Origin of the sequence: Halomonas sp. GXIMD04776 (assembly GCF_049808615.1) — a bacterium.
Classification (GTDB): domain Bacteria; phylum Pseudomonadota; class Gammaproteobacteria; order Pseudomonadales; family Halomonadaceae; genus Modicisalibacter.
On record NZ_JBNCAN010000019.1, the window covers coordinates 26,769 to 46,073 of the forward strand.

13 protein-coding genes are annotated in these 19,305 nt (G+C 59.4%); 1 reads left to right on the forward strand and 12 read right to left on the reverse strand.

Annotated elements, in window-relative coordinates:
* Nucleotides 1–35 precede the first annotated feature (35 nt).
* Nucleotides 36–1,253 carry an MFS transporter gene (locus tag ACPF7Z_RS13440; protein ID WP_425193756.1) on the forward strand — a complete coding sequence of 406 codons (1,218 nt, stop codon included), beginning with the start codon at nt 36–38 and terminating at the stop codon, nt 1,251–1,253.
* Between the two features lie 4 nt (nt 1,254–1,257).
* Here ACPF7Z_RS13440 and ACPF7Z_RS13445 read toward each other — a convergent pair whose 3' ends face one another.
* The 12 genes from ACPF7Z_RS13445 to ACPF7Z_RS13500 form a co-directional block, all read right to left on the reverse strand.
* Entirely contained in the window at nt 1,258–4,032 is a 2,775-nt protein-coding gene (locus ACPF7Z_RS13445; protein WP_425193757.1) for a hypothetical protein, read from the reverse strand.
* 125 nt (nt 4,033–4,157) lie between these two features.
* Complete coding sequence (gene pstB, locus ACPF7Z_RS13450; protein ID WP_425193758.1) at nt 4,158–5,039, reverse strand: phosphate ABC transporter ATP-binding protein PstB; 882 nt, start codon at nt 5,037–5,039, stop codon at nt 4,158–4,160.
* 37 nt (nt 5,040–5,076) lie between these two features.
* Complete coding sequence (pstA, locus tag ACPF7Z_RS13455) at nt 5,077–6,243, reverse strand: phosphate ABC transporter permease PstA (protein WP_425193759.1); 1,167 nt, start codon at nt 6,241–6,243, stop codon at nt 5,077–5,079.
* 19 nt (nt 6,244–6,262) lie between these two features.
* Complete coding sequence (gene pstC / locus ACPF7Z_RS13460) at nt 6,263–7,519, reverse strand: phosphate ABC transporter permease subunit PstC (protein WP_425193760.1); 1,257 nt, start codon at nt 7,517–7,519, stop codon at nt 6,263–6,265.
* A 99-nt stretch (nt 7,520–7,618) separates the two neighbouring features.
* Nucleotides 7,619–8,632, reverse strand: coding sequence for a PstS family phosphate ABC transporter substrate-binding protein (locus tag ACPF7Z_RS13465; RefSeq protein ID WP_425193761.1), 1,014 nt, complete (start codon nt 8,630–8,632; stop codon nt 7,619–7,621).
* 115 nt (nt 8,633–8,747) lie between these two features.
* Complete coding sequence (locus tag ACPF7Z_RS13470; RefSeq protein WP_425193762.1) at nt 8,748–9,935, reverse strand: Bcr/CflA family multidrug efflux MFS transporter; 1,188 nt, start codon at nt 9,933–9,935, stop codon at nt 8,748–8,750.
* A 153-nt stretch (nt 9,936–10,088) separates the two neighbouring features.
* Nucleotides 10,089–10,595 (reverse strand): STAS domain-containing protein, encoded by a 507-nt coding sequence (locus ACPF7Z_RS13475; protein ID WP_425193763.1) that lies wholly within the window; start codon nt 10,593–10,595, stop codon nt 10,089–10,091.
* Nucleotides 10,582–11,760 (reverse strand): PP2C family protein-serine/threonine phosphatase, encoded by a 1,179-nt coding sequence (locus ACPF7Z_RS13480; RefSeq protein WP_425193764.1) that lies wholly within the window; start codon nt 11,758–11,760, stop codon nt 10,582–10,584. Before ACPF7Z_RS13480 ends, ACPF7Z_RS13475 begins: the two co-directional genes overlap by 14 nt.
* A 13-nt stretch (nt 11,761–11,773) precedes the next feature.
* Nucleotides 11,774–12,514 (reverse strand): MlaA family lipoprotein, encoded by a 741-nt coding sequence (locus tag ACPF7Z_RS13485; protein WP_425193765.1) that lies wholly within the window; start codon nt 12,512–12,514, stop codon nt 11,774–11,776.
* Entirely contained in the window at nt 12,511–13,638 is a 1,128-nt protein-coding gene (locus ACPF7Z_RS13490) for a beta-ketoacyl-ACP synthase III (RefSeq protein ID WP_425193766.1), read from the reverse strand. Before ACPF7Z_RS13490 ends, ACPF7Z_RS13485 begins: the two co-directional genes overlap by 4 nt.
* 63 nt (nt 13,639–13,701) lie before the next feature.
* Entirely contained in the window at nt 13,702–17,670 is a 3,969-nt protein-coding gene (gene hrpA / locus ACPF7Z_RS13495; protein WP_425193811.1) for an ATP-dependent RNA helicase HrpA, read from the reverse strand.
* A 185-nt stretch (nt 17,671–17,855) separates the two neighbouring features.
* Nucleotides 17,856–19,217, reverse strand: coding sequence for an MBL fold metallo-hydrolase (locus tag ACPF7Z_RS13500; protein ID WP_425193767.1), 1,362 nt, complete (start codon nt 19,215–19,217; stop codon nt 17,856–17,858).
* Nucleotides 19,218–19,305 lie beyond the last annotated feature (88 nt).

The following is a 19,305-nucleotide window of genomic DNA, read 5'->3' on the forward strand; positions in this document are numbered from 1 at the left end:
TTGGACAATCAGCCACACTCAACCATGATTAGGCGATGCAAAATGAATGGTTACGTCGCTTCCCTCTGGCGGTGATCGTTATCGCCCAGCTCTTTGGCACATCCCTGTGGTTCAGCGTCAATGGGGTCGGGCTTGCACTGCAACGGGATCTAGGTATCTCGGAAGTTGATCTGGGTCGACTGACCTTGATGGTCCAGGCCGGCTTTATCGTGGGTACCTTGACGATTGCCATGACTGGCCTTGCCGATCGTTTTCGCGCCAGCCGTATATTCGCTGCCTCCTGCCTGCTCGGGGGGGTTATCAACGCCGGTTTCACGCTCACGGTTGATTATCAGCCATTCGCCATGTCATTACGCTTCATGACCGGCCTATGCCTGGCCGGCATCTATCCGTTAGGCATGAAACTAATAATTGGTTGGACACCTCGACACACCGGTCTGGCGCTCGCTTGGCTGGTAGGCATGCTGACATTAGGCACTGCCTTGCCCCATCTGCTCCGCGGCGCCACCTTTACTCTCGACTGGCAAATACCGTTGTTACTGGCTTCCAGTCTTGCTCTGCTAGGCGGCGCAATGATCTTTATTCTGGGAGACGGGCCGCATCTACCCGCATCGAGCGGTCCTGTGCGCTTGAGCGAAGGCCTGAGCGCCTTTAGAAAACGCAATTTCCGCGCAATCGCCAGCGGCTACTTCGGACATGCTTGGGAGCTTTACGCCTTCTGGATGCTGGTACCCTTCCTCGTCGCCCGGGAAATACAGCGTCTACAGATGTCGGATCAAAGCGCAGCATGGCTCTCCTTCAACATTATTGCCTTGGGAACGACCGGCTGTCTGTGTGGCGGTTTTCTGAGCAAATGCCTGGGCAGCCTTCGAGTGGCACGCTGGGCGCTCGCCTGTTCAGGGCTGATCGGGCTGATCTATCCCCTATTGGGTCATCCGATGCTCGGCTCGGCCTCGCCGCTAATATTGCTTGCACTCTTGTGTTTGTGGGGGTTCAGCGTGATCGCCGATTCGCCGCAGTTCTCTGCCTTGGCGGCGGCCACAGCCCCCAAGGAACAGGTCGGCTCGACACTTGCCATCATGAATGCCTTGGGTTTTGCCTTGACTATTCCTGCCATTGCCCTGACGACCTGGCTCTGGTCGACTCAAGGGCTCTGGGTACTATGGTGGCTTCTACCCGGACCGACACTAGGACTCTGGGCCTTGAGCGCGTTGAAGGATGAGAGTTTCGGGCCGATACAAACGGCCAAATAATCATTTACGGGCTGGACACTGCTGGCGAAAGGGGAAGCGCTCGATACCACTCGCCTTTTTTCGGTTTCTCTTGTGCCTGCCCGTCTAGCGCGGGTGCCTCTTGCAGTGGCTCTCCCTGCATTGATTCTTGCAGCGCCCATTCTTCTATCGCCGGCAGATGGCGCGCCTGTTCATACCAGCGTCGCGGTCTGAGCAGATGCAAACGGGACTGGCCATCGTCTATTTCGATGCCCAGACCCAGTGCCGCATAACGGGCGTAAAGGGCACCGTCGAGGGTTGCGTCCCGGCGTACCAACTCCGCGAGTATCTCCAGTTCCTGACCGGTGAGACGTGCATCCCGCAGCGCCAGCCCCTGATCGACCAATTGCAGCCGGGCGCGACCGCGAATGTCCTGAACGTTCAATAGCCGGCTCAACCACTGACGCTGGCGCACTTCTTTCAACAATGTGCGTAGCGGAAAACCGCTATCGCGCATGCGCAACGTCAGCTGGGCATCCAGATTCAAGGGTTGCGCCCAGACAAGCTGCCCTTCCTCGATTCCCAGCTCCATCCACCAGCCGCTTTCATCATGATCAGAGGCAAGCCCCTCTCCCTGTCGCGACAGATTATCGAGCCTGAGCGTTGAGCCGGAAACATCGAATTGCCTGCGCTCTAGATCCCCGTCCCCCAGCTGGGCATCGAGGGATAGATTTCCCTGCAGGTGCTGATCACCGATGCGCAGCGTCGCCTCTCGTGCCTTGAGGTCCAGATTCCCCTGAGACTGATACCCTTGAAGGTTCAAGTAGGCCGCCAGAGTAGCCCGGCCCGACAACAGCTCGATCCCAGCATCCTTCGGCAGGTAAGCGTTGTAGAGACTCAGCGCCGGAATATCAATTTGCGGCAGGCTGATCCGCGTCACCTGATCCGCTAATGCCGGTGGTGTGCCGTTCAGTACTGTCGCTGGCAAGGTCGCTTCGACCAGCAGATAGCGACCGCTCACATGGTTGCCGACTTCTTGCTGGCGCCTCAGTGCGAACGAGGGAAGAGAAACGCGCACATCGATGTTCCGAGACGCCTTCTCGATCTTGGCGTCCAGACGTCCATTGCCGGAGGCTACGTAATCCAGAAAGCGCAACTCCAGCGGGTCGGCGCTTATCCAAAGACGGCTGCCCGGTAGCAACGTCTCTCCTTGCCAGATCAGCTCCGCTTCCATCAGGCCGTTTCCGTGCATCGCCAGGCCATGGGTCTCCGGCAGGAACCGGTTGAGAAAGCTCAGTTCCGCCGCTCGTCCCTGGACGAGCACCTTGCCGGAAAGTAACGACGATGTAGTGATCGAGGGTTTAGCCCTCGAAGGCTGGGTAAAAGACAAGCGTGCATCCCGCAGCAGCAGCTCGGTTTCAAGCGGCGTACTATCCCCCGGATTTCGCGCACTCACGCGCAACCGCGTGCCGGAAAGATCCAGCCGGCGCCGATCCGGTTCAAATTCCTTCAGTTTCAGGTCAAGCCCAAGCTCGCTGGTAACGCGGCGATCCAGCAGGGTCAGGTCCACGCTATCGCCGCGCAGATCGAAACTGCCACGGAACAAGCCCTCCTCGTAGTCGAGTCGTCCGTCGAGGCCGGCCTTGCCGGTATGCAGATCAAAGGGAATAGTTTGCGGTAGAAAACGTGCCAGTACCGCGACGTCCGGCAGTCGCGCTCCCTGCCAGATCAGTGCTGCGGTAGTCGGCTTCCGAGGCGGTGTCGTCAGGTTGAGCTGGGGCAGATCGACGTTCAAACGAAACCGTTCACTGTTCAAGAAAGGCGGTTCATTCCCGGCAGGTTCGTCCAAAGGTTCCCGCATCTGCATGTCTTCTAGAACAAGCGCCATTCTGGTAGCGGCGATGCCTTCTCGCGCCTCGTCCTGAAAGTCGACGCGAGCGCTTACCTGGCCCTTACCTTCCAATCGGTAATGCCGACTCCTAGCGCTTTCGCGACTATCCCTCGCCGCCAACAGAGTCGCCTCATCAAGAACGACCGCCAGCTGCGGCGATGCCAGAGTCAGTTCGCTGCCCGGCTGCAATACGCCCTTGTCGATACCAATCTGCCCTTGCAAGCCGCCTCTGCCAGATAGCCGCACCCCATCAAGTCCGCCCAGATAGGGATTGAACACATCCCAGGCATCCGCCTGGGCAGCCAGAGCCACATCGCCGGAGAGAAATGCGAGAGCCTCCAATCCAGGCGTTTGAGCGGAATGAAATGTTTCCAGAACAAACTCGCCCTGCAGCCGAATATTCCGGGCCAAGGTCTGATACGCACCATGGATGCCCTGACGCTGAACGATCGCTTCTTCCAACGCCAGCGTCAGGGAATCGACGCCCAGGGATTCGTCGTTCACGACCAGCTCATCAAGACGTACCCGGCTAGCCGCGCTTGCTGCCAGGCGATACTCATTCACCTTCAACGCGCGCAGCCCCTCGGCTTCGAGGGAGTGAATATCCAGACGGCGGAAAAGCAGTGACCACCAGGAAATATGCAGCCGCGCTTGATCCACTTCGAGGAAAAAACTCACGTTCTCATCGGCACGCTGAATTATCAGATCCCGCACGTCGAGACGATCGAAGGAGGGCGCGTTCGCACTGCTCCAGGTGACCGTTACGCCCGGCAGCTGGGATAGGCGCTGTTGCAGCCAACCGCTGTTGAACAGCCACTGCACGCCGGCCAGATAACCGATGATCAGAAGCGATATCACGCCAATCCCAACGATCAGCCAGCGCAGCCAGCGGCGCTTGAAAGAGATCGGTGGGATGATGCCTTTTTGCATGAGCGCTTCCAGGTCTACGTCTTCGCTAATGTAGCGCGGAAGCCCTGTTCATTTCCTCCCTACCTTCCCGCAAATCGATTTTCAGGCTCTCCTTGTCGCGTCGGGGCGCTAACCGTATCGATGCCTCAACCATAGCGCCCGGTGATGTAGTCTTCTGCCTTCTTGGTATGCGGGTTGGAGAACATCATGCGGGTATCATTGTATTCGATCAGCTCACCGAGATGGAAAAAGGCCGTGTAGTCCGCGACCCGAGCCGCCTGCTGCATGTTATGAGTCACCGTGACGATGGTGAACTGCTGCTTGAGCTTGTCCATCAGATCTTCGATAGTGGCCGTCGAGATCGGGTCCAGGGCCGAGGTCGGCTCGTCCATCAGGATCACGTCCGGTTTCACCGCAATCGCCCGGGCGATACACAGGCGCTGCTGCTGCCCCCCGGAGAGGGAGGTGCCGGGTTCGGCCAGCTTGTCCTTGACCTCGTTCCACAGTCCGGCATCCCGCAGCGCCTGCTCCACCAACTCGTCCTGTTCCGCCTTGCGGCTCACCAGGTCGTGCATGCGCGGCGCATAGGCGATGTTTTCATAGATCGACTTGGGGAACGGATTGGGCTTCTGGAACACCATGCCCACTCGCCGACGCAGGGCGATCTCGTCCATCCTGGAATCATTCACATCCCGCCCGTCCATCTCCACCAGCCCTTCGATCCTGACGCTGCGAATCAGATCGTTCATGCGATTGAGACAGCGCAGGAAGGTCGACTTGCCGCAGCCCGAGGGGCCGATCAGCGCGGTAACGTTGTGCTGATAGACGTCGATATTGACGTTCTTCAGCGCCTGATTGGTGCCATACCAGAGATTGAGATCGCGTACGCGGATGCTCAATTCGTGACGCGCATCTTCGTTGGTATTGACGGGTCTTCCCTGGGTCGACGGCCGTGCCTGTTCTGACGGGGGCTCCTTGGAGGGCTGCCCAGGTTCGGTTTCGCGATTGGCAAGCTGTTCGTTGAGCATGAGAGCTTCCTGTTCAAGTCATGAATATGGAGGGTGCTTACCAACGGCGCTCGAATTTCTTGCGCATCCACACCGCGGTGGCATTGAGCGAGATGAGCACGGCCAGCAGCACCAGAATGCCGCCGGCGGTCTTCTCGGTGAAGGCGCGATCCGGCTCGCCGGCCCAGGTAAATATCTGCGCCGGCATCACCGTGGCGGCGTCGCCAAAGGAGGCCGAAACGTCGGGAATAAAGGCCACCATGCCGATGATGATCAGCGGTGCGGTTTCGCCCATGGCCTGGGCCAGGCCGATGATCGAGCCGGTGAGAATGCCCGGAAAGGACAGCGGCAGGACGTGATCGCGCACCACCTGCCAACGGGAGCAGCCAACGCCGAAGGCCGCCTGACGAATGGTGTCCGGCACGCTGCGCAAGGCAGTCCGGGTGGCGATGATGATCACCGGTAGCGTCATCAAGGCCAGGGTCAGCCCACCCACCAGCGGGGTCGAGCGCGGTACGCCGAAGAAGTTGATGTAGATGGCCAGGCCCAGCAGGCCAAACAGGATCGAAGGCACCGCTGCCAGGTTATTGATGTTGATCTCGATGATCTGGGTCAGCCAGTTGTCCGTGGCAAACTCCTCGAGATACACCGCCGTCATCACGCCGATGGGAAAACAGACCAGCATGGTCACGATCAGCGTCATCACCGTGCCTACTGCCGCGGAGGCAATGCCGGCAAGCTCCGGCATCTTGGAATCGCCGGCGGTGAAAAAGCGGGTATTGAACTTGAGTGCCACCTGCCCTTTCGCCAGGAGATCGTCGACGACGACCATTTGATCGTCCTTGAGTCGCGTGTGGTGGCCCTTGAGATACTGATCCACCGCGCTATCCGCCAGCACCCACTCCATGCGGGTGGTGCCCACCAGGTCGGGGTTGTCACGCATCCTCATGGGCAAGGTGCGCAGGAAACCGCGGCTGACCAGACGCCGCACATCTTCATTCACCGCCGCCGGCGGCATCTGCTGGCTCTGCTCGCTGTAGGTGACCTCGACCTGGATCTGCGCCTGTTGAAAGGCCGGCAAGCCTTTCACCAGCATGTCACTGATGAACACCACCAGAAAGGTCGCCGCCAGCGCAAGCGCCCCCATGGAGAGCCATTTCAGTCGGGCCGTCCTGCGGTGGCGATGCTTGAGCTGGGCGGTGATCTCATCGAAGGATTGGCTCATGGGGTGATCCTCGTCATCATCATAGGTCGTTGGAGCGATATTTTTCGCGGAAGCGACGAATCATGATCACCGAGACCATGTTCAGCATCAGGGTCACCGCGAACAGCACCAATCCCAGGGCAAATGCGGAAAGCGTTTCGGCACTCTCGAACTCCTGATCCCCGGTCAGGGCGGCGACGATGCGCACCGTCACCGTGGTCATGTCCTCGAGCGGATTGGCGGTCAGATTGGGCCGCATGCCGGCGGCCATGACCACGATCATGGTCTCCCCCAGGGCCCGGGAAACCGCCAGCAGCGATGCGGAGATGATGCCGGGGATGGCCGTGGGCAATACCACGCTGGTGATGGTCTCCGCCTTGGTCATGCCCAGCGCCAGGGAGCCTTCGCGCATGCTGTCCGGCACCGAGTTGATGACATCGTCGGACAGGGACGAGATGAACGGAATGATCATGATGCCCATGACGATGCCCGGGGCCAGGGCATTGTTGAAGGAGGCATCCAGCCCGAAGAAGCCCGCGACATCGACGATGACCGGCGCCACGGTGATGGCGGCAAAAAAGCCGTAGACCACCGTGGGGATACCGGCGAGCACTTCCAGTATCGGCTTGGCCAGGGTACGCACCCGGGCCGGTGCGAATTCCGCCATGTAGATGGCGGCCATGAGGCCGATGGGGATCGCCACCAGCATGGCAATCAATGTGATGAGAAAAGTACCGGCAAACAGCGGCACCGACCCGAACCGAGCCGCGCTGGCGCCTTCGTCGGCGCGTCCGGCAGCAGCCAGGAAGCTATTGCCCGGCGCCCAGGTGGTGCCGGTGATGAACTCCCAGAAGCTTTGCATCTGAAAGAAGCGAACCGCCTCGAACACGATCGAGATCAGAATGCCCAGGGTCGTCACGATGGAAACCATCGCCGCCACCGCCAGAACCCCGCGGATCACCCTCTCGATGGCCTGGCGGGCATGAAACCCCGGACGCACCTGGGAAAGGCCGACCAGCAGGCCGATAACGGCTACTGCCAGACTGGCCCCCAGCAGATAGAGCGTGGGAATGTCCGCCCCGAGCAGCAGCAGGACAAAGGCGCCCAAGGCGGCCACCAATAGCGCGGGGCCGGCGGTAGTCAATACCGAAAACCAGGCATACTGATCCGGTTGTGCGACCATCGCGGTGCCATTCGTACGCAGCTGCGACGCCCGGGCGCGGGCCAGGAAAAAGGCGGCCAATCCCAAGGCAAGGAGCACGGCGGAGAACAGCAGATAGATTTGATTGATCGGCATCGGAGCTCTCGTATGATGAACCCAAAAATCAACAGGGCCTTATCGCCAGCATGGGCCGATAGCAAACGCATCGGCCCATCCTCTGACGTCCAGAAGCGCTTACTTCAGCGCTGAAAGCTCGAGCTTTTCCTTATCCTTCACCGCATCGCGCTGTGCCTTGCGCTCCTCGTCCGGTAGAGGGATCAATCCAAGCACCTGCAGGTACCCCATAGGGGCGATCATCTGCTCGCTCATGAATAGATTGGCGAATTCATACATCGCCGGCACCGAATCCGCGTGCTGATTCTTCACGTAGAAGAACATGGAGCGGGATACCGGATATTCACCGGAGCTGATCGCCTCGGGCTCGGGAGCTACGCCATCAATGGAGGCTCCGTTCAGGCTGTCGGCATTTTCTTCCAGGAAGGAGTATCCAAAGATACCGAAGGCATCGGTATTCTCTGAAAGACGCTGCACGATCAGATTGTCGTTTTCACCGGCGTCGATATAGGCGCCGTCGGATCGGATGTCGGTATAGGCTTCGCCGCCATAGGCTGCCATGTCTTTCGAGGCGGCTTCCATGACCAGCTCCTCGAAGGCGTCCCGGGTACCGGAGGTGGTGGGCGGACCGTAGACGGCGATCTCACGATCCGGCAAGGAGGCGTCGATATCGCTCCACTTCTTGTAAGGATTGTCGACCAGTTCTTCGTCCTGGGGCACCTTGGCGGCCAGGGCCATGAAGAGCTGTTCCCGGGTGACGCCGATGGGGTCGTTGCTGTTTGATTGGGCGAAGGCGATGCCGTCGTAACCGATCTTGGCCTCGGTAATGTCGCTAACGCCGTTCTCCTGGCAACGCTCGAATTCCGAGATTTTCATGCGCCGCGAGGCGTTGGTGATGTCCGGTGCCCCCTCTCCGATGCCGTTGCAGAACAGCCGCAGGCCCCCACCGGAGCCGGTGGACTCGATCACCGGGGTCGGGTAATCGGTCGTGGCGCCAAACTCCTCGGCAACGTAGCTGGCAAACGGATAGACGGTGCTGGACCCGACGATACGCACCTGATCCCGTGCTTGAGCGATACCGGCGACGCTGAATACGGCGGCGGCGATAGCGGCTGTTCTGAGGATGCGATTCATGCGCTAACTCCTGTCGATGAGCGTGATCAACCTTGGCGAGACACAGGATGCCAAGGAAAAATGACAGACTCATGACAGGGGCAGAGAACGCTATACGTCTCGCTTGAAAGACGACTTAAGCATGCAGAGCTCTACCACAGAGCATCCTCACGCCCAGATTGCCCAGCATCGTCGCCCCCAGCATCGTCAGCACCACCGGCCAGGCGCTGTAGACCTCGAAGATTCCTACCAGAACACCTGCCAACGCGCCGCAGGAAAATTGAATGCTGCCGAGTAGCGCCGTGGCGGTGGCGCTCATGTTGGGAAAATGATCGAGCATCGACGACATGGCGTTGGGGCTGATCAACCCCTGCATGCCAACAAAGATGATCATCAACGGCGCCACCACGTAGAGCGATCCCAGCCCGAGCAGCAAAACCGCCGCCAGCAGCAACCCACTCGTCAGCTGCACCCCCAGCCCCAGCAAGAGATTACGCTGAGGGCTACGGTATCTGAGCAGGCGAATGTTGAGTCGATTCGAGCCCGCCATGACGATGACATTGGCGCCGAAGACGAACGGATAAATGGCCGGCGAAAGCCCAAAGTACTCCATGTACAGGAAAGGCGACCCGGTGATGAAGGCGAACATCCCCGCGAAGGACATGGCCACCGCACTGATGTAGCCCATCGCCTCACGATGGCGCAGAACGGCCAGATAGTTGCTCAGTACCTGGCTGAATCCTGGCGCATCAGGATCGCGCCCCCGGGTTTCCGGCAGATAACGACCCAACAGCCACAGCACGAAGGCCGCATACACGGCAAGGAAGACGAAGATCAACCACCAGTCCGCCAGATAGAGCAGCAAACTACCCAGTGCCGGTGCGATCAAAGGCGCCAACAGCATGATCATGACCATGGTCGACAGCACCTTCGCCGCCTCGCGCCCACTGAAACAATCCCGCACGATTGCCGCCGAGTTGACCACTGACGCCCCACCGCCGAGAGCCTGCACGAAACGCAGCAGCCACAACATTTCAAGCGTCTCGACTTGGGTAAGGGCCAGACTGGCAAGCAGGAAGACACTGATGCCCGCGAACAGTATCGGCCGCCGCCCCAGGCGATCGGAGAGCGGACCAAACACCAACTGCCCCAGGGCAAACCCGACCAGGAAAAGACTGACCGACAATTGAGTGTGATGCACGCTTGCATTTACCGCATCGGCCAAGGCCGGAATCGCCGGAAGATAGGCATCGATGGCGAACGGCGCCAGAGCGGTATTGGCCGCCACCAGCAGCGCGATACGTCGGGAATCCACCTTCTGCATGGGCCTCCTTGCGCTAGAGCGACAACAAGATCAAGAGCGACAGCAAGATCGAGCAGCCGTCAATAAGGAGGCTAATGGTAACAGTATTACGGCAGCAGCTGGCGGATCGTTGCATTAAACAGAGCGACTGGACCAGGAAAGATCAGAAGGGGGCTACTGGGAGGACTTGGCTTCCTCGGCCTCGAGGAGTTCCACCAGTGGCTGAAACTCCTGGCGATTATGCTCGCTCATGCGCATCAGGATGCGATGCGACTCGAGGATACGCTGCTGCAGCTCCTCCTTGTCGGAGTCGACTTGAGGCAGATCTGCAAGCGTATCGGGCTCGCTGGCGGGCGATGTGGTCAAAAAGAAATAGCGTGAGAAGCCCATGATATCGAGCATACGCTGTATGTCAGGATGATCGGCGACGATCGTCGGTGGATGCTCGATACGCCCTTGAACCGCGATGGCCACCTTGGCGAGAAAGCCCAACGCCGTTGAATCGACATTGGTCGTGTCCCGCAGGTCGATGATGACACTCCTGAGCCCCGGCATGGCCGCCAGACGTTGAGCCTCGTTGTCCAGAGTGGCGCACAGCGTCAAACGAACATCGCCACACAATTTGAGAACGAACACACCATCCTCGAAGGCCGCCTTGAGCCACCCTTCATGCATTATCATGGTCGAATCCGCTTAACATCATGATGGTTAGATCATCGGGAAGCGCTTGGCGTTCTGTGGCAATGTCATCAGCCTCGGTGGCATTCATCCCTAGTCTTGTCTGCAATGCCGCCACATCAGAACAGGTTGCGATGCGGGAACGTAGCTCACCCAGGCGCTGTTCGAGGCTGCTTCCGGGTAAACATTCCAGTACGCCATCGGAGCATAGCCACATGCGAAAATCATCCGTCAGCTCGCAACCATAGGAGGGATAAACGGTGTGCGGAAACAAGCCAACCGGCATACCTTCGCCCTCGAGTGTCACGAGGTCTCCCGAGCTTATCAACATGGGCATGGGCAATTGCGCACCCAAAGAGTAGTGAAGATAGCGCAGTTCGCGATCAATAACACCGACAAACACGGTGGCATGTTTACCGATACCGGTATCCAGCAATTCATTGTTGAGTTGCTTGAGCCATATCGATGGCAAGGCCGACGGTGCCGCATCCCCCCGCTCCTGCAGCCAACGATTGCAAAGGTATTTGAGCAATACCGTCACGAAAGCCGACGAGGCTCCGTGCCCGGAGACATCAGCAAAATAGAAAACACTGTAGCGCTCATCGATGCGCTGAAAATCCAGAAAATCGCCGGAAAGATAAAGCGATGGCGTCAAAGAATACGCACATTGCACGCCGTTGATCGTTTGCGTCGTTGCCGGCAGCAACTTGCGCTGTATATGTCCCCCGGCCTGCTGATCGAGCCGCAACATGGCCAGATGCGTTTCGAGAGTCTCATTATGCTCGACCAGATCGGTACGTTCCTGCACCTGCCTTGTCACCGCCGCCTGACGCGTCAACGCCCTGGCGATCAAGGACGCCAACAAGTCGTCATGCTGTAGCGGCTCGAACAGATACTCCGACACGCCGGCGTCGATCGCCTCGACAAGTGCGCCCTCGGCCTGTCCCCCGGCGACCGCCACGACCGGCAGCCGCTCGACCAGCAACGACCACTGACCGCCATCCACCGCGCGAACATGGGCAACGGCCAGAGCCGTCTTGGCAGGCAATCCCCGAATATCGTCAAGCATGACGACCTCGAATCCTTGCGCATCGATCAAGCGAGCCAGAGCATCACGCTCGGCGCCGGGCAAATCGATGATCGCAAGAAGATTTTTTGGGCTAGCCATGGCAAGGCGCATCCTAATCGGCGAAGTCGCTATCATCGAAGTCGAAGTCGTCGCTGGCGAACGGATCATCCCCCGCCTGACCATCGTTGATCTCGAAACGACGCCGCTGCAGATAGGTGTCTCGCAGGAAGACATAGCGATCGCCGCGAACCAGCTTCTCCTGCTCGAGCAGGCTGGCGCGGAAATTGACCAGCTGCAGCGCCCGTATCGCATAGCGCACTTTGTCATCCTCGACATAGGTCAGCGGATAGCTGTAGATATCTGCCGGTAGCGCTGAAGTATCACGCACGGTGCTTGGTCCGAGTAGCGGCAGTACTACATAAGGACCTTCAGCAACGCCCCACACCGCCAGAGTTTGACCAAAGTCTTCCTCTCGGGCCATCCACTCCATACGACTCGCCGGGTCCAGCACCCCGCCTAACCCCAGGGTGGTGTTGACCAGAAAGCGCCCCGAGGCGACTCCGGCGTTCCCCCATTTCCACTGCAGCACACTGTTGAGAACGGTGCGAAGCTCTCCCAGATTGGAGAAGAAGTTGCCTACTCCATTCTGAATGGGCTGCGGTGTGATGGTGTCGTAGCCTTGTGCGACGGGCTTGAGGGCGTAGCGATCGATGACCTCATTGAAGGCAAATACACGCCGATTGAACCCTTCCCAGGGATCGACCGGTTCCACCGGACGCGCTCCTTGACTGGCACAGCCCGCGAGCAGAGCTCCCGCCAGAAGGACCGTCATTAACTTGCTGATTCTTTTCATACACTCACCTTACGTAAGAGAACAGTGCCGGCACTGTAACCAGCGCCGAAGGAGCACACGACACCGAGGTCGCCCTCCTTCAGATCATCGCGATGCAGATGGAACGCTATGATCGACCCCGCCGAGCTGGTATTGGCGTAGCGGTCGAGAATGATGGGCGCTTGATCCGGGGCTGGCTCGGCACCCAGCACCCGCCGTGCAATCAGATCGTTCATGTGACGATTGGCCTGATGCAACCACAGTCGCGTCAATTGATCGCCGGTCACCTGCAGAGACGCCAGGTGCTCGGTGATCAGTTGCGCCACCATCGGGCACACTTCCTTGAACACCCGGCGTCCTTCCTGCACGAACAGTTTGTCCTCGGCCAGGGGATCGCTGTCGGTCACCCGATTGAGGAAACCGGCATTGTTGCGAATGGCATTCGAGTAGCGCGTAATCAAGCGTGTTCCGAGGATCTCGAAACGCGATTCGGCGGTTGCGACATCATCGGCTTCGAGAACGATGGCGGTGCAGGCATCGCCGAAGATGAAATGGCTGTCCCGATCGCGAAAATTCAAATGCGCGGAGCAGATTTCCGGGTTGATCACCAGTGCCCGGCACACGCTGGCATTGCCAATGGCGTTGGCGGCGGTTTCGATGGCGAAGGTGGCGGAGCTGCAGGCAACGTTCATGTCGAAGGCATAACCCCGGGTGCCCAAAGCCGCCTGCAGCTCCACCGCAACCGCCGGATAGGAGCGCTCGAGATTGGAACAAGCAACGATCAGCAGATCGATATCGCTGGCCTCTATCCGGGCCCGATCAAGCGCCTCTCGAGCCGCCAGCATCCCCATCTCGCACTGTATCGAATGCTCATCGTCACGGCGCTGCGGCAGGCGCGGGCGCATGCGCTCGGGATCGAGAATGCCCTCGGCATCCAATACATAGCGGCTATGGATACCCGACGCCTTGAGGATGAACTCCGTGCTGGAATGAGCCAACGGCTCCCGTTCGCCGCGACGGATGGCCTCGGCATGGCGTGCATTCTCTTTATCGACCCAGGCATTGAAGGACGCTACCAGAGCATCGTTATCGATCGCATGCTCCGGGGTATACAAGCCCGTGCCGGTAATCACCGCATGAGTCATCAATTTTCTCCTGGCGACGACATGGCAAACGCCGTCGCGATTATTCTCGTTATCAACATCAACCTAGCCGGTAATCTCCGCCCAACGCCGCTCGAGACGCTTGGCGGAGACAGGTATGCGCGTACCCAGTTGCTGCGCGAACAACGAGACTCGAAACTCTTCGAGCCACCAGCCAAACTCATCGAGCGCCGCGGCCTCTTCGCCATCTTGCCGCTCAGCCCGACGCCGGTTGAACAGGCGTGTCTCGAAATCCTGCACCTGCTGCATCAGCATCTGGTCGCGCATTCGCTCCCGCGGCGCCTTCTCGAGACGAATCTGGGCCGCCTGCATGTAGCGCGGATATTCCTTGAGCCAATCGCCGGCTTCACTGATGAAACCAGGATGGATCAACCGCTGCATCTGGGCCTTGAGATCGCTGTATACCAGCGCCAGGGCCATACTGAGATTGCCCTTCAACGCCTGGGTCACCGCCAAATGCCCTTCCAGGGCCTTGTGCAACGTACCGATCAGCGATTCGCCACAGGGCACCAGCTGGTCACGATACTCACCGAGTCGCGCGTCGAACGCCTCCCGGGAACGTGGCAACGGATCGAAGGCGATCTCCTGCAGGAAAACCGCCTCTGCCAGATCCTCCAGCAGTTGCGCTTTACTGCCCACCTTGGCGAACAATAACGCGCAGCGATCCATTCCCTTGAGCCGTTTGATCGCCTTCACCTGATCCGGCAGGCGCTGCATGGCCAGACGCTTGATGCCCTGTCTATGCGCCTCCCGGGCTCGATCCGGATGATCGAACAACGTAAGCGCCAATGTCTTAGCACCGTTGTCCCGAGGCTTGCCTTCGATCAAAGCGGGATAGGCCGCCACTCGAATACCCGCCTGCACGGTGGAATAGGATTCTGGCAACGGCGCACCGGGCAACTCCTCGACTTCTTCCGTGGCATCGGCGGATTCACCTAACGCTTGAGCGCCGGCCCTGGCTGCCGCGGAAAAACGACGTTCGAGCGCCGATAGATCGCGCCCTTGTCCAAGAAAGTGCCCCTCGTGATCCACCACCTTGAGATTCATGGTCAGATGCGGCGCCAACTGCTCCGCGCGCCAATCCTCCGGCGCAATCCGAAGACCGGTCTTGATTCGCAGGAACTCACCCAACGCCTCGGCCATCGGCACGTTGTCCGGCGCAAGCGTCGCCAGCGCCGCATCGACCCAATCGGGAATCGGCACGACCTGGCGACGCACCGTCTTGGGTAGTGATTTGAGCAGAGCGATACACTTTTCGCGCAACAGGCCCGGTACCAGCCAATCGAGACGATGGCGCGGTAGTTGCGACAGCATGGCAGCCGGTACGGTCATGGTTACCCCATCATCCTCGGCGCCTGGGGCGAAATGGTAGCTCAACGGGTAGCTCACACCGTTCAACACCAGTTCGTCCGGGTACTGCGTGGCGCTGATGTCATCGACATTGCGCGCTATCAACGTCGCCTTGTCGAGCTTCAGTATGTTCGGGTCGTCGGCCTCCGCCCGGCGGCGCCAATGCTCGAACCCTTTACCATTGACGATACCTTCGGGCAGCAGTTGATCGTAGAAATCGAACAGTGTTTCTTCATCAACTAGAATATCGCGCTTTCGCGCTCGATCTTCAAGGTTTTCCACCTCGTCGATCAACGCTCGGTTATGGGTAAAGAACTCGGCCTTGGTCCGATACTCGCCCTCGACCAGCGCGCGACGAATGAATATTTCCCGCGCCTCTTGCGGCGCAATCGGCCCATAGTGCACCTTGCGCCGGGAAACGATCGGCAGCCCGAACAGGGTCACCTGCTCGAAGGCCACCACCTGGGCGCGCTTCATTTCCCAATGAGGCTCGCTGTAGCTGCGCTTGGTCAGTTGCCCCGCCAGGGGCTCGATCCACTCGGGCTGGATACGAGCCGCCTGCCGCGCAAAGAGACGCGAGGTTTCCACCAGTTCCCCGGCCATGATCCACTTCGGCGTCTTCTTAGCCAGTCCCGACCCCGGATGAATCATGAAGCGGCGATTGCGCGCCCCCAGATACTCCCGATTTTCGATGAACTGACCGATATTCGACAATAGTCCGGTCAACAGCGCCTGATGCAACCGGACATGCTGCTGCTTGAGCGCGGTATAGTCCGCTTCATCCGCCTTTTCTGCATCGGCTGCCACCGGTTGGGGTGCCGCCGGCAGATGAATCTCCATATCCCGCAGCAGTAGACGCAACTGACGATAGGTATCGTGCCATTCCCGCATCCGCATATAGTTGATGTAGTGCTCACGGCACCAGCGCCGCAGTTGATTGCCGGAGAGATCCTCTCGAGCGCTTTCGAACCCTGCCCATAGATTGAGCCAGGCAACGAAGTCCGATTCCGGATCGTCCCAGTGTTTGTGGGCCTGATCCGCGGCCTGACGCTTCTCCGCCGGACGCTCCCGCGGGTCCTGTACCGATAGCGCACTGACCACGATGAGCACCTCCCGCAGGCACTCACCCTCGGCGCCGGCCAGCACCATCCGCGCCAGTCGCGGGTCGATGGGCAGTCGTGCCAATCGCCGACCGGTTTTCGTCAGCCGGTTGCCCTCATCCACGGCACCCAGCTCGAACAGCAGACGAAAGCCATCCTTGATGAAGCGTGAATCCGGGGCATCAACGAAGGGGAATGCCGCGATATCCCCCAGCTTCAAGGAAAGCATCGACAGGATGACCGAGGCCAGGTTGGTACGCTGTATCTCCGGCTCGGTGAATTCGGGCCGGGCGAGGAAATCCTCTTCGCTGTAAAGGCGAATGCACATTCCTTCGGCAATACGGCCGCAGCGGCCCTTGCGCTGGTCCGCACTGGCCTGACTCACCGGCTCGATGGGCAGACGTTGCACCTTGGCCCGATAGCTGTAGCGACTAATGCGCACCAGCCCGGGATCGATCACATAGCGGATCCCCGGCACCGTGAGCGAGGTTTCCGCCACGTTGGTCGACAGCACGATGCGCCGCCCGGTGTGAGACTGAAACACCCGGTTCTGCTCCGCGTTCGACAGCCGCGCATAGAGCGGCAGCACTTCCGTATGCCTGAGATCCGCGCGGCGTAGAGTGTCCGCAGTCTCCCGAATTTCCCGCTCTCCGGGCAGAAAGACCAGCACGTCTCGGGGGCCATTGAACCAGCGCTTTTCCCGCTCGACGGACTCAATCTCCTCCATGGCATGCAGAATGCCTTCCTGCAGGGTGCGATCTTCTTCATCATCGGCCTCGCGTACCAGAGGTCGGTAATGAACCTCTACCGGATAGGTGCGGCCGGAGACCTGCACCACCGGCGCCGGCTTCGATTCTTTCTGGGAGATCTGCGTGGCGAAATGCGCAGCGAAGCGTTCCACGTCGATGGTGGCCGAGGTGATGATGATCTTCAGATCAGGACGCCGCGCCATCAAGCGCTTGAGATAGCCGAGCAGAAAGTCGATATTGAGGCTGCGCTCATGCGCTTCGTCGATGATGATCGCTTCGTAGCGACTGAGATCCGGGTCGTGCTGGGTCTCGGCGAGCAGGATGCCATCGGTCATCAACTTGACCAGGGTGCGTTCGTTGGTCTGATCGGTGAAGCGGATCTGATAGCCGACCTGTTCTCCAAGGGGTACTTCGAGTTCTTCCGCCAACCGGGTGGCAACGGAGCGTGCCGCCAGACGTCGTGGCTGGGTATGACCGATCAGTCCACGCCGGCCCAGGCCAAGCTCCAGACACATCTTGGGCAGTTGGGTGGTCTTGCCGGAGCCGGTCTCCCCCGCCACGACGACGACCTGATGAGACGTGAGGGCCCCGAGCAAGTCCTCCCGATGCTCTACGACAGGAAGCGCCGGCGGATAGTTCAGGCTGACGGTCTGGCTGCGCCGCTTTGCCAGTTTTTCCTGGGAAGCTTGCAGACGTTTGGCGATCTCTCCGATCCCTCGGTCAACGGGCTTGCCCTGACGCGCGCGGCGTTCGAGCCCGTCGAGGCGCGTCTTCAAGGTGAAGGCATCCTGCAACAGGCAATCATCGAGACGCATCTTGAGGGCGGCCAGTTCGGCGTTAAGGTCGGCGGAAGAAGATGAGAGCGTACTGCTCAAGGACAACCTCGTTGGAGATGGCATAAAAAATGCCCGCTCCAGCCAACAGCGCTGGAGACGGGTCATTCATTGTATCGTCACTGCACAGGGTTGCCTAATGAAGCCTGTCGATTGCGTCGATAGTGTTACTTATGAATCTTGCAACCCAAATTCTTGCAGGCAGACATGGAACCCAGGCAATTCTCCACCTTCTCGAAACCATGTTGACGCAGTAGTGACGCCGCCACCGCAGCACGCTTGCCGCTGCCGCAGAAGGTCACGATGGTCTTGTCCTTGGGTAGTTCATCGAGGCGTTCGGGTAAATGCCCAAGGTAGAGATGCGTGGCATGTTCCAGATGCCCCGCTTCGTACTCGTCTATGGCGCGCACGTCCAGCAGCACGAAATCATCCCCATGCTCGTAGCGTTGCAGCAGCGTCGCGGCGGAAATGGTAGGAATCACCTCGTAGTCCGCGCCGCTGGCTTCCCAGCCGGTCATGCCCGGCGTGAGATAGGCCGCAACATTGTCGTAACCGAGCCGGTATAACGCACGCAGTGACTCGTCGATGTCGCCGGGCTCGTCGATCACCAACCCGAGTTCGTCTTCATAGGACACCATCCAGCCGATATAGGCCGGCGCCACATCCGCAGGCATCGACAGGCTTCCCGGGATATGGGCACCGCAGAAGGCTTCCGGCGTGCGCAGGTCAAGCACTTTCACGCCATTTTCGCAATGCGCCTTGAACTGGCCTGGCGCCAGCGCCTTGGGATGAGGCAAGGAGGCCCGTTCCGGGGCGGCGTTGTTGAGCTCTTCCATCTTGCGGAAATAGGGCGGCTGATAATGGTGTTCCTCGCTCTTGAGCTTGATGAACTCATCCCGCGAATGTTGCAGCATGGGGTTGTGATGGCGCTCATACCCCAGGGTGGAAAACTCCCGGTCGGCCATGCCGCTTCCACAGACAGAACCTGCGCCATGGGCGGGATAAAGCTGAACACCATCGCCCAATGGCAACAGCTTGTCGAAAATGCTGTCGTAGAGCTTGGCGGCCATCTCTTCGCGCTGATCAGGATAGAAATCCGTGCGGCCCACATCGCCAATGAACAGTGCATCACCGGTGAACACCGCTACCGGCTCCTCACTGAAGGCGGTATCCGCCAGCACGATACTGATGCTGTCGAAGGTATGGCCTGGGGTTTCCAATATACTCAGCCGGGCGCTACCAACCTCGAAGGTCTGGCCTTCCTTGACCGGTTCGGCGTGCGAGACTTTACCGCCTTGGCCATGGAATATGCGTGCGCCGGTAGCCTGGGCCAGGGCTTTCGAGCCCACCACGTAATCTTCGTTGCGATGCGTTTCGAAAACATGAGTGATATTGGCCCCCTCGCGCCGGGCGATATCGAGGTAGGCTTCAATATCGCGGCGAGGGTCGATGACGACGGCTTCGTTGCCGTCGACCATCATGTAGGAGAGATGAGCAACTCCTTCTGACTTGATTTTCTCGAGGATCATTCCGGTCTCCTCCGTCGGTGAGAACATGACAAGCACCCGTAGTGCTTTTCATTCTATCGTTATCACCGATCAATATGAGATCGAAATT

What these genes read in the sequence shown, in the direction of transcription:
- ACPF7Z_RS13440 (WP_425193756.1), top strand. Translation starts at nt 36, where the DNA reads ATGCAAAATGAATGGTTACGTCGCTTCCCTCTGGCGGTGATCGTTATC.
- ACPF7Z_RS13445 (WP_425193757.1), bottom strand. Translation starts at nt 4,032, where the DNA reads ATGCAAAAAGGCATCATCCCACCGATCTCTTTCAAGCGCCGCTGGCTG.
- pstB (WP_425193758.1), bottom strand. Translation starts at nt 5,039, where the DNA reads ATGCTCAACGAACAGCTTGCCAATCGCGAAACCGAACCTGGGCAGCCC.
- pstA (WP_425193759.1), bottom strand. Translation starts at nt 6,243, where the DNA reads ATGAGCCAATCCTTCGATGAGATCACCGCCCAGCTCAAGCATCGCCAC.
- pstC (WP_425193760.1), bottom strand. Translation starts at nt 7,519, where the DNA reads ATGCCGATCAATCAAATCTATCTGCTGTTCTCCGCCGTGCTCCTTGCC.
- ACPF7Z_RS13465 (WP_425193761.1), bottom strand. Translation starts at nt 8,632, where the DNA reads ATGAATCGCATCCTCAGAACAGCCGCTATCGCCGCCGCCGTATTCAGC.
- ACPF7Z_RS13470 (WP_425193762.1), bottom strand. Translation starts at nt 9,935, where the DNA reads ATGCAGAAGGTGGATTCCCGACGTATCGCGCTGCTGGTGGCGGCCAAT.
- ACPF7Z_RS13475 (WP_425193763.1), bottom strand. Translation starts at nt 10,595, where the DNA reads ATGATAATGCATGAAGGGTGGCTCAAGGCGGCCTTCGAGGATGGTGTG.
- ACPF7Z_RS13480 (WP_425193764.1), bottom strand. Translation starts at nt 11,760, where the DNA reads ATGGCTAGCCCAAAAAATCTTCTTGCGATCATCGATTTGCCCGGCGCC.
- ACPF7Z_RS13485 (WP_425193765.1), bottom strand. Translation starts at nt 12,514, where the DNA reads ATGAAAAGAATCAGCAAGTTAATGACGGTCCTTCTGGCGGGAGCTCTG.
- ACPF7Z_RS13490 (WP_425193766.1), bottom strand. Translation starts at nt 13,638, where the DNA reads ATGACTCATGCGGTGATTACCGGCACGGGCTTGTATACCCCGGAGCAT.
- hrpA (WP_425193811.1), bottom strand. Translation starts at nt 17,670, where the DNA reads ATGCGTCTCGATGATTGCCTGTTGCAGGATGCCTTCACCTTGAAGACG.
- ACPF7Z_RS13500 (WP_425193767.1), bottom strand. Translation starts at nt 19,217, where the DNA reads ATGATCCTCGAGAAAATCAAGTCAGAAGGAGTTGCTCATCTCTCCTAC.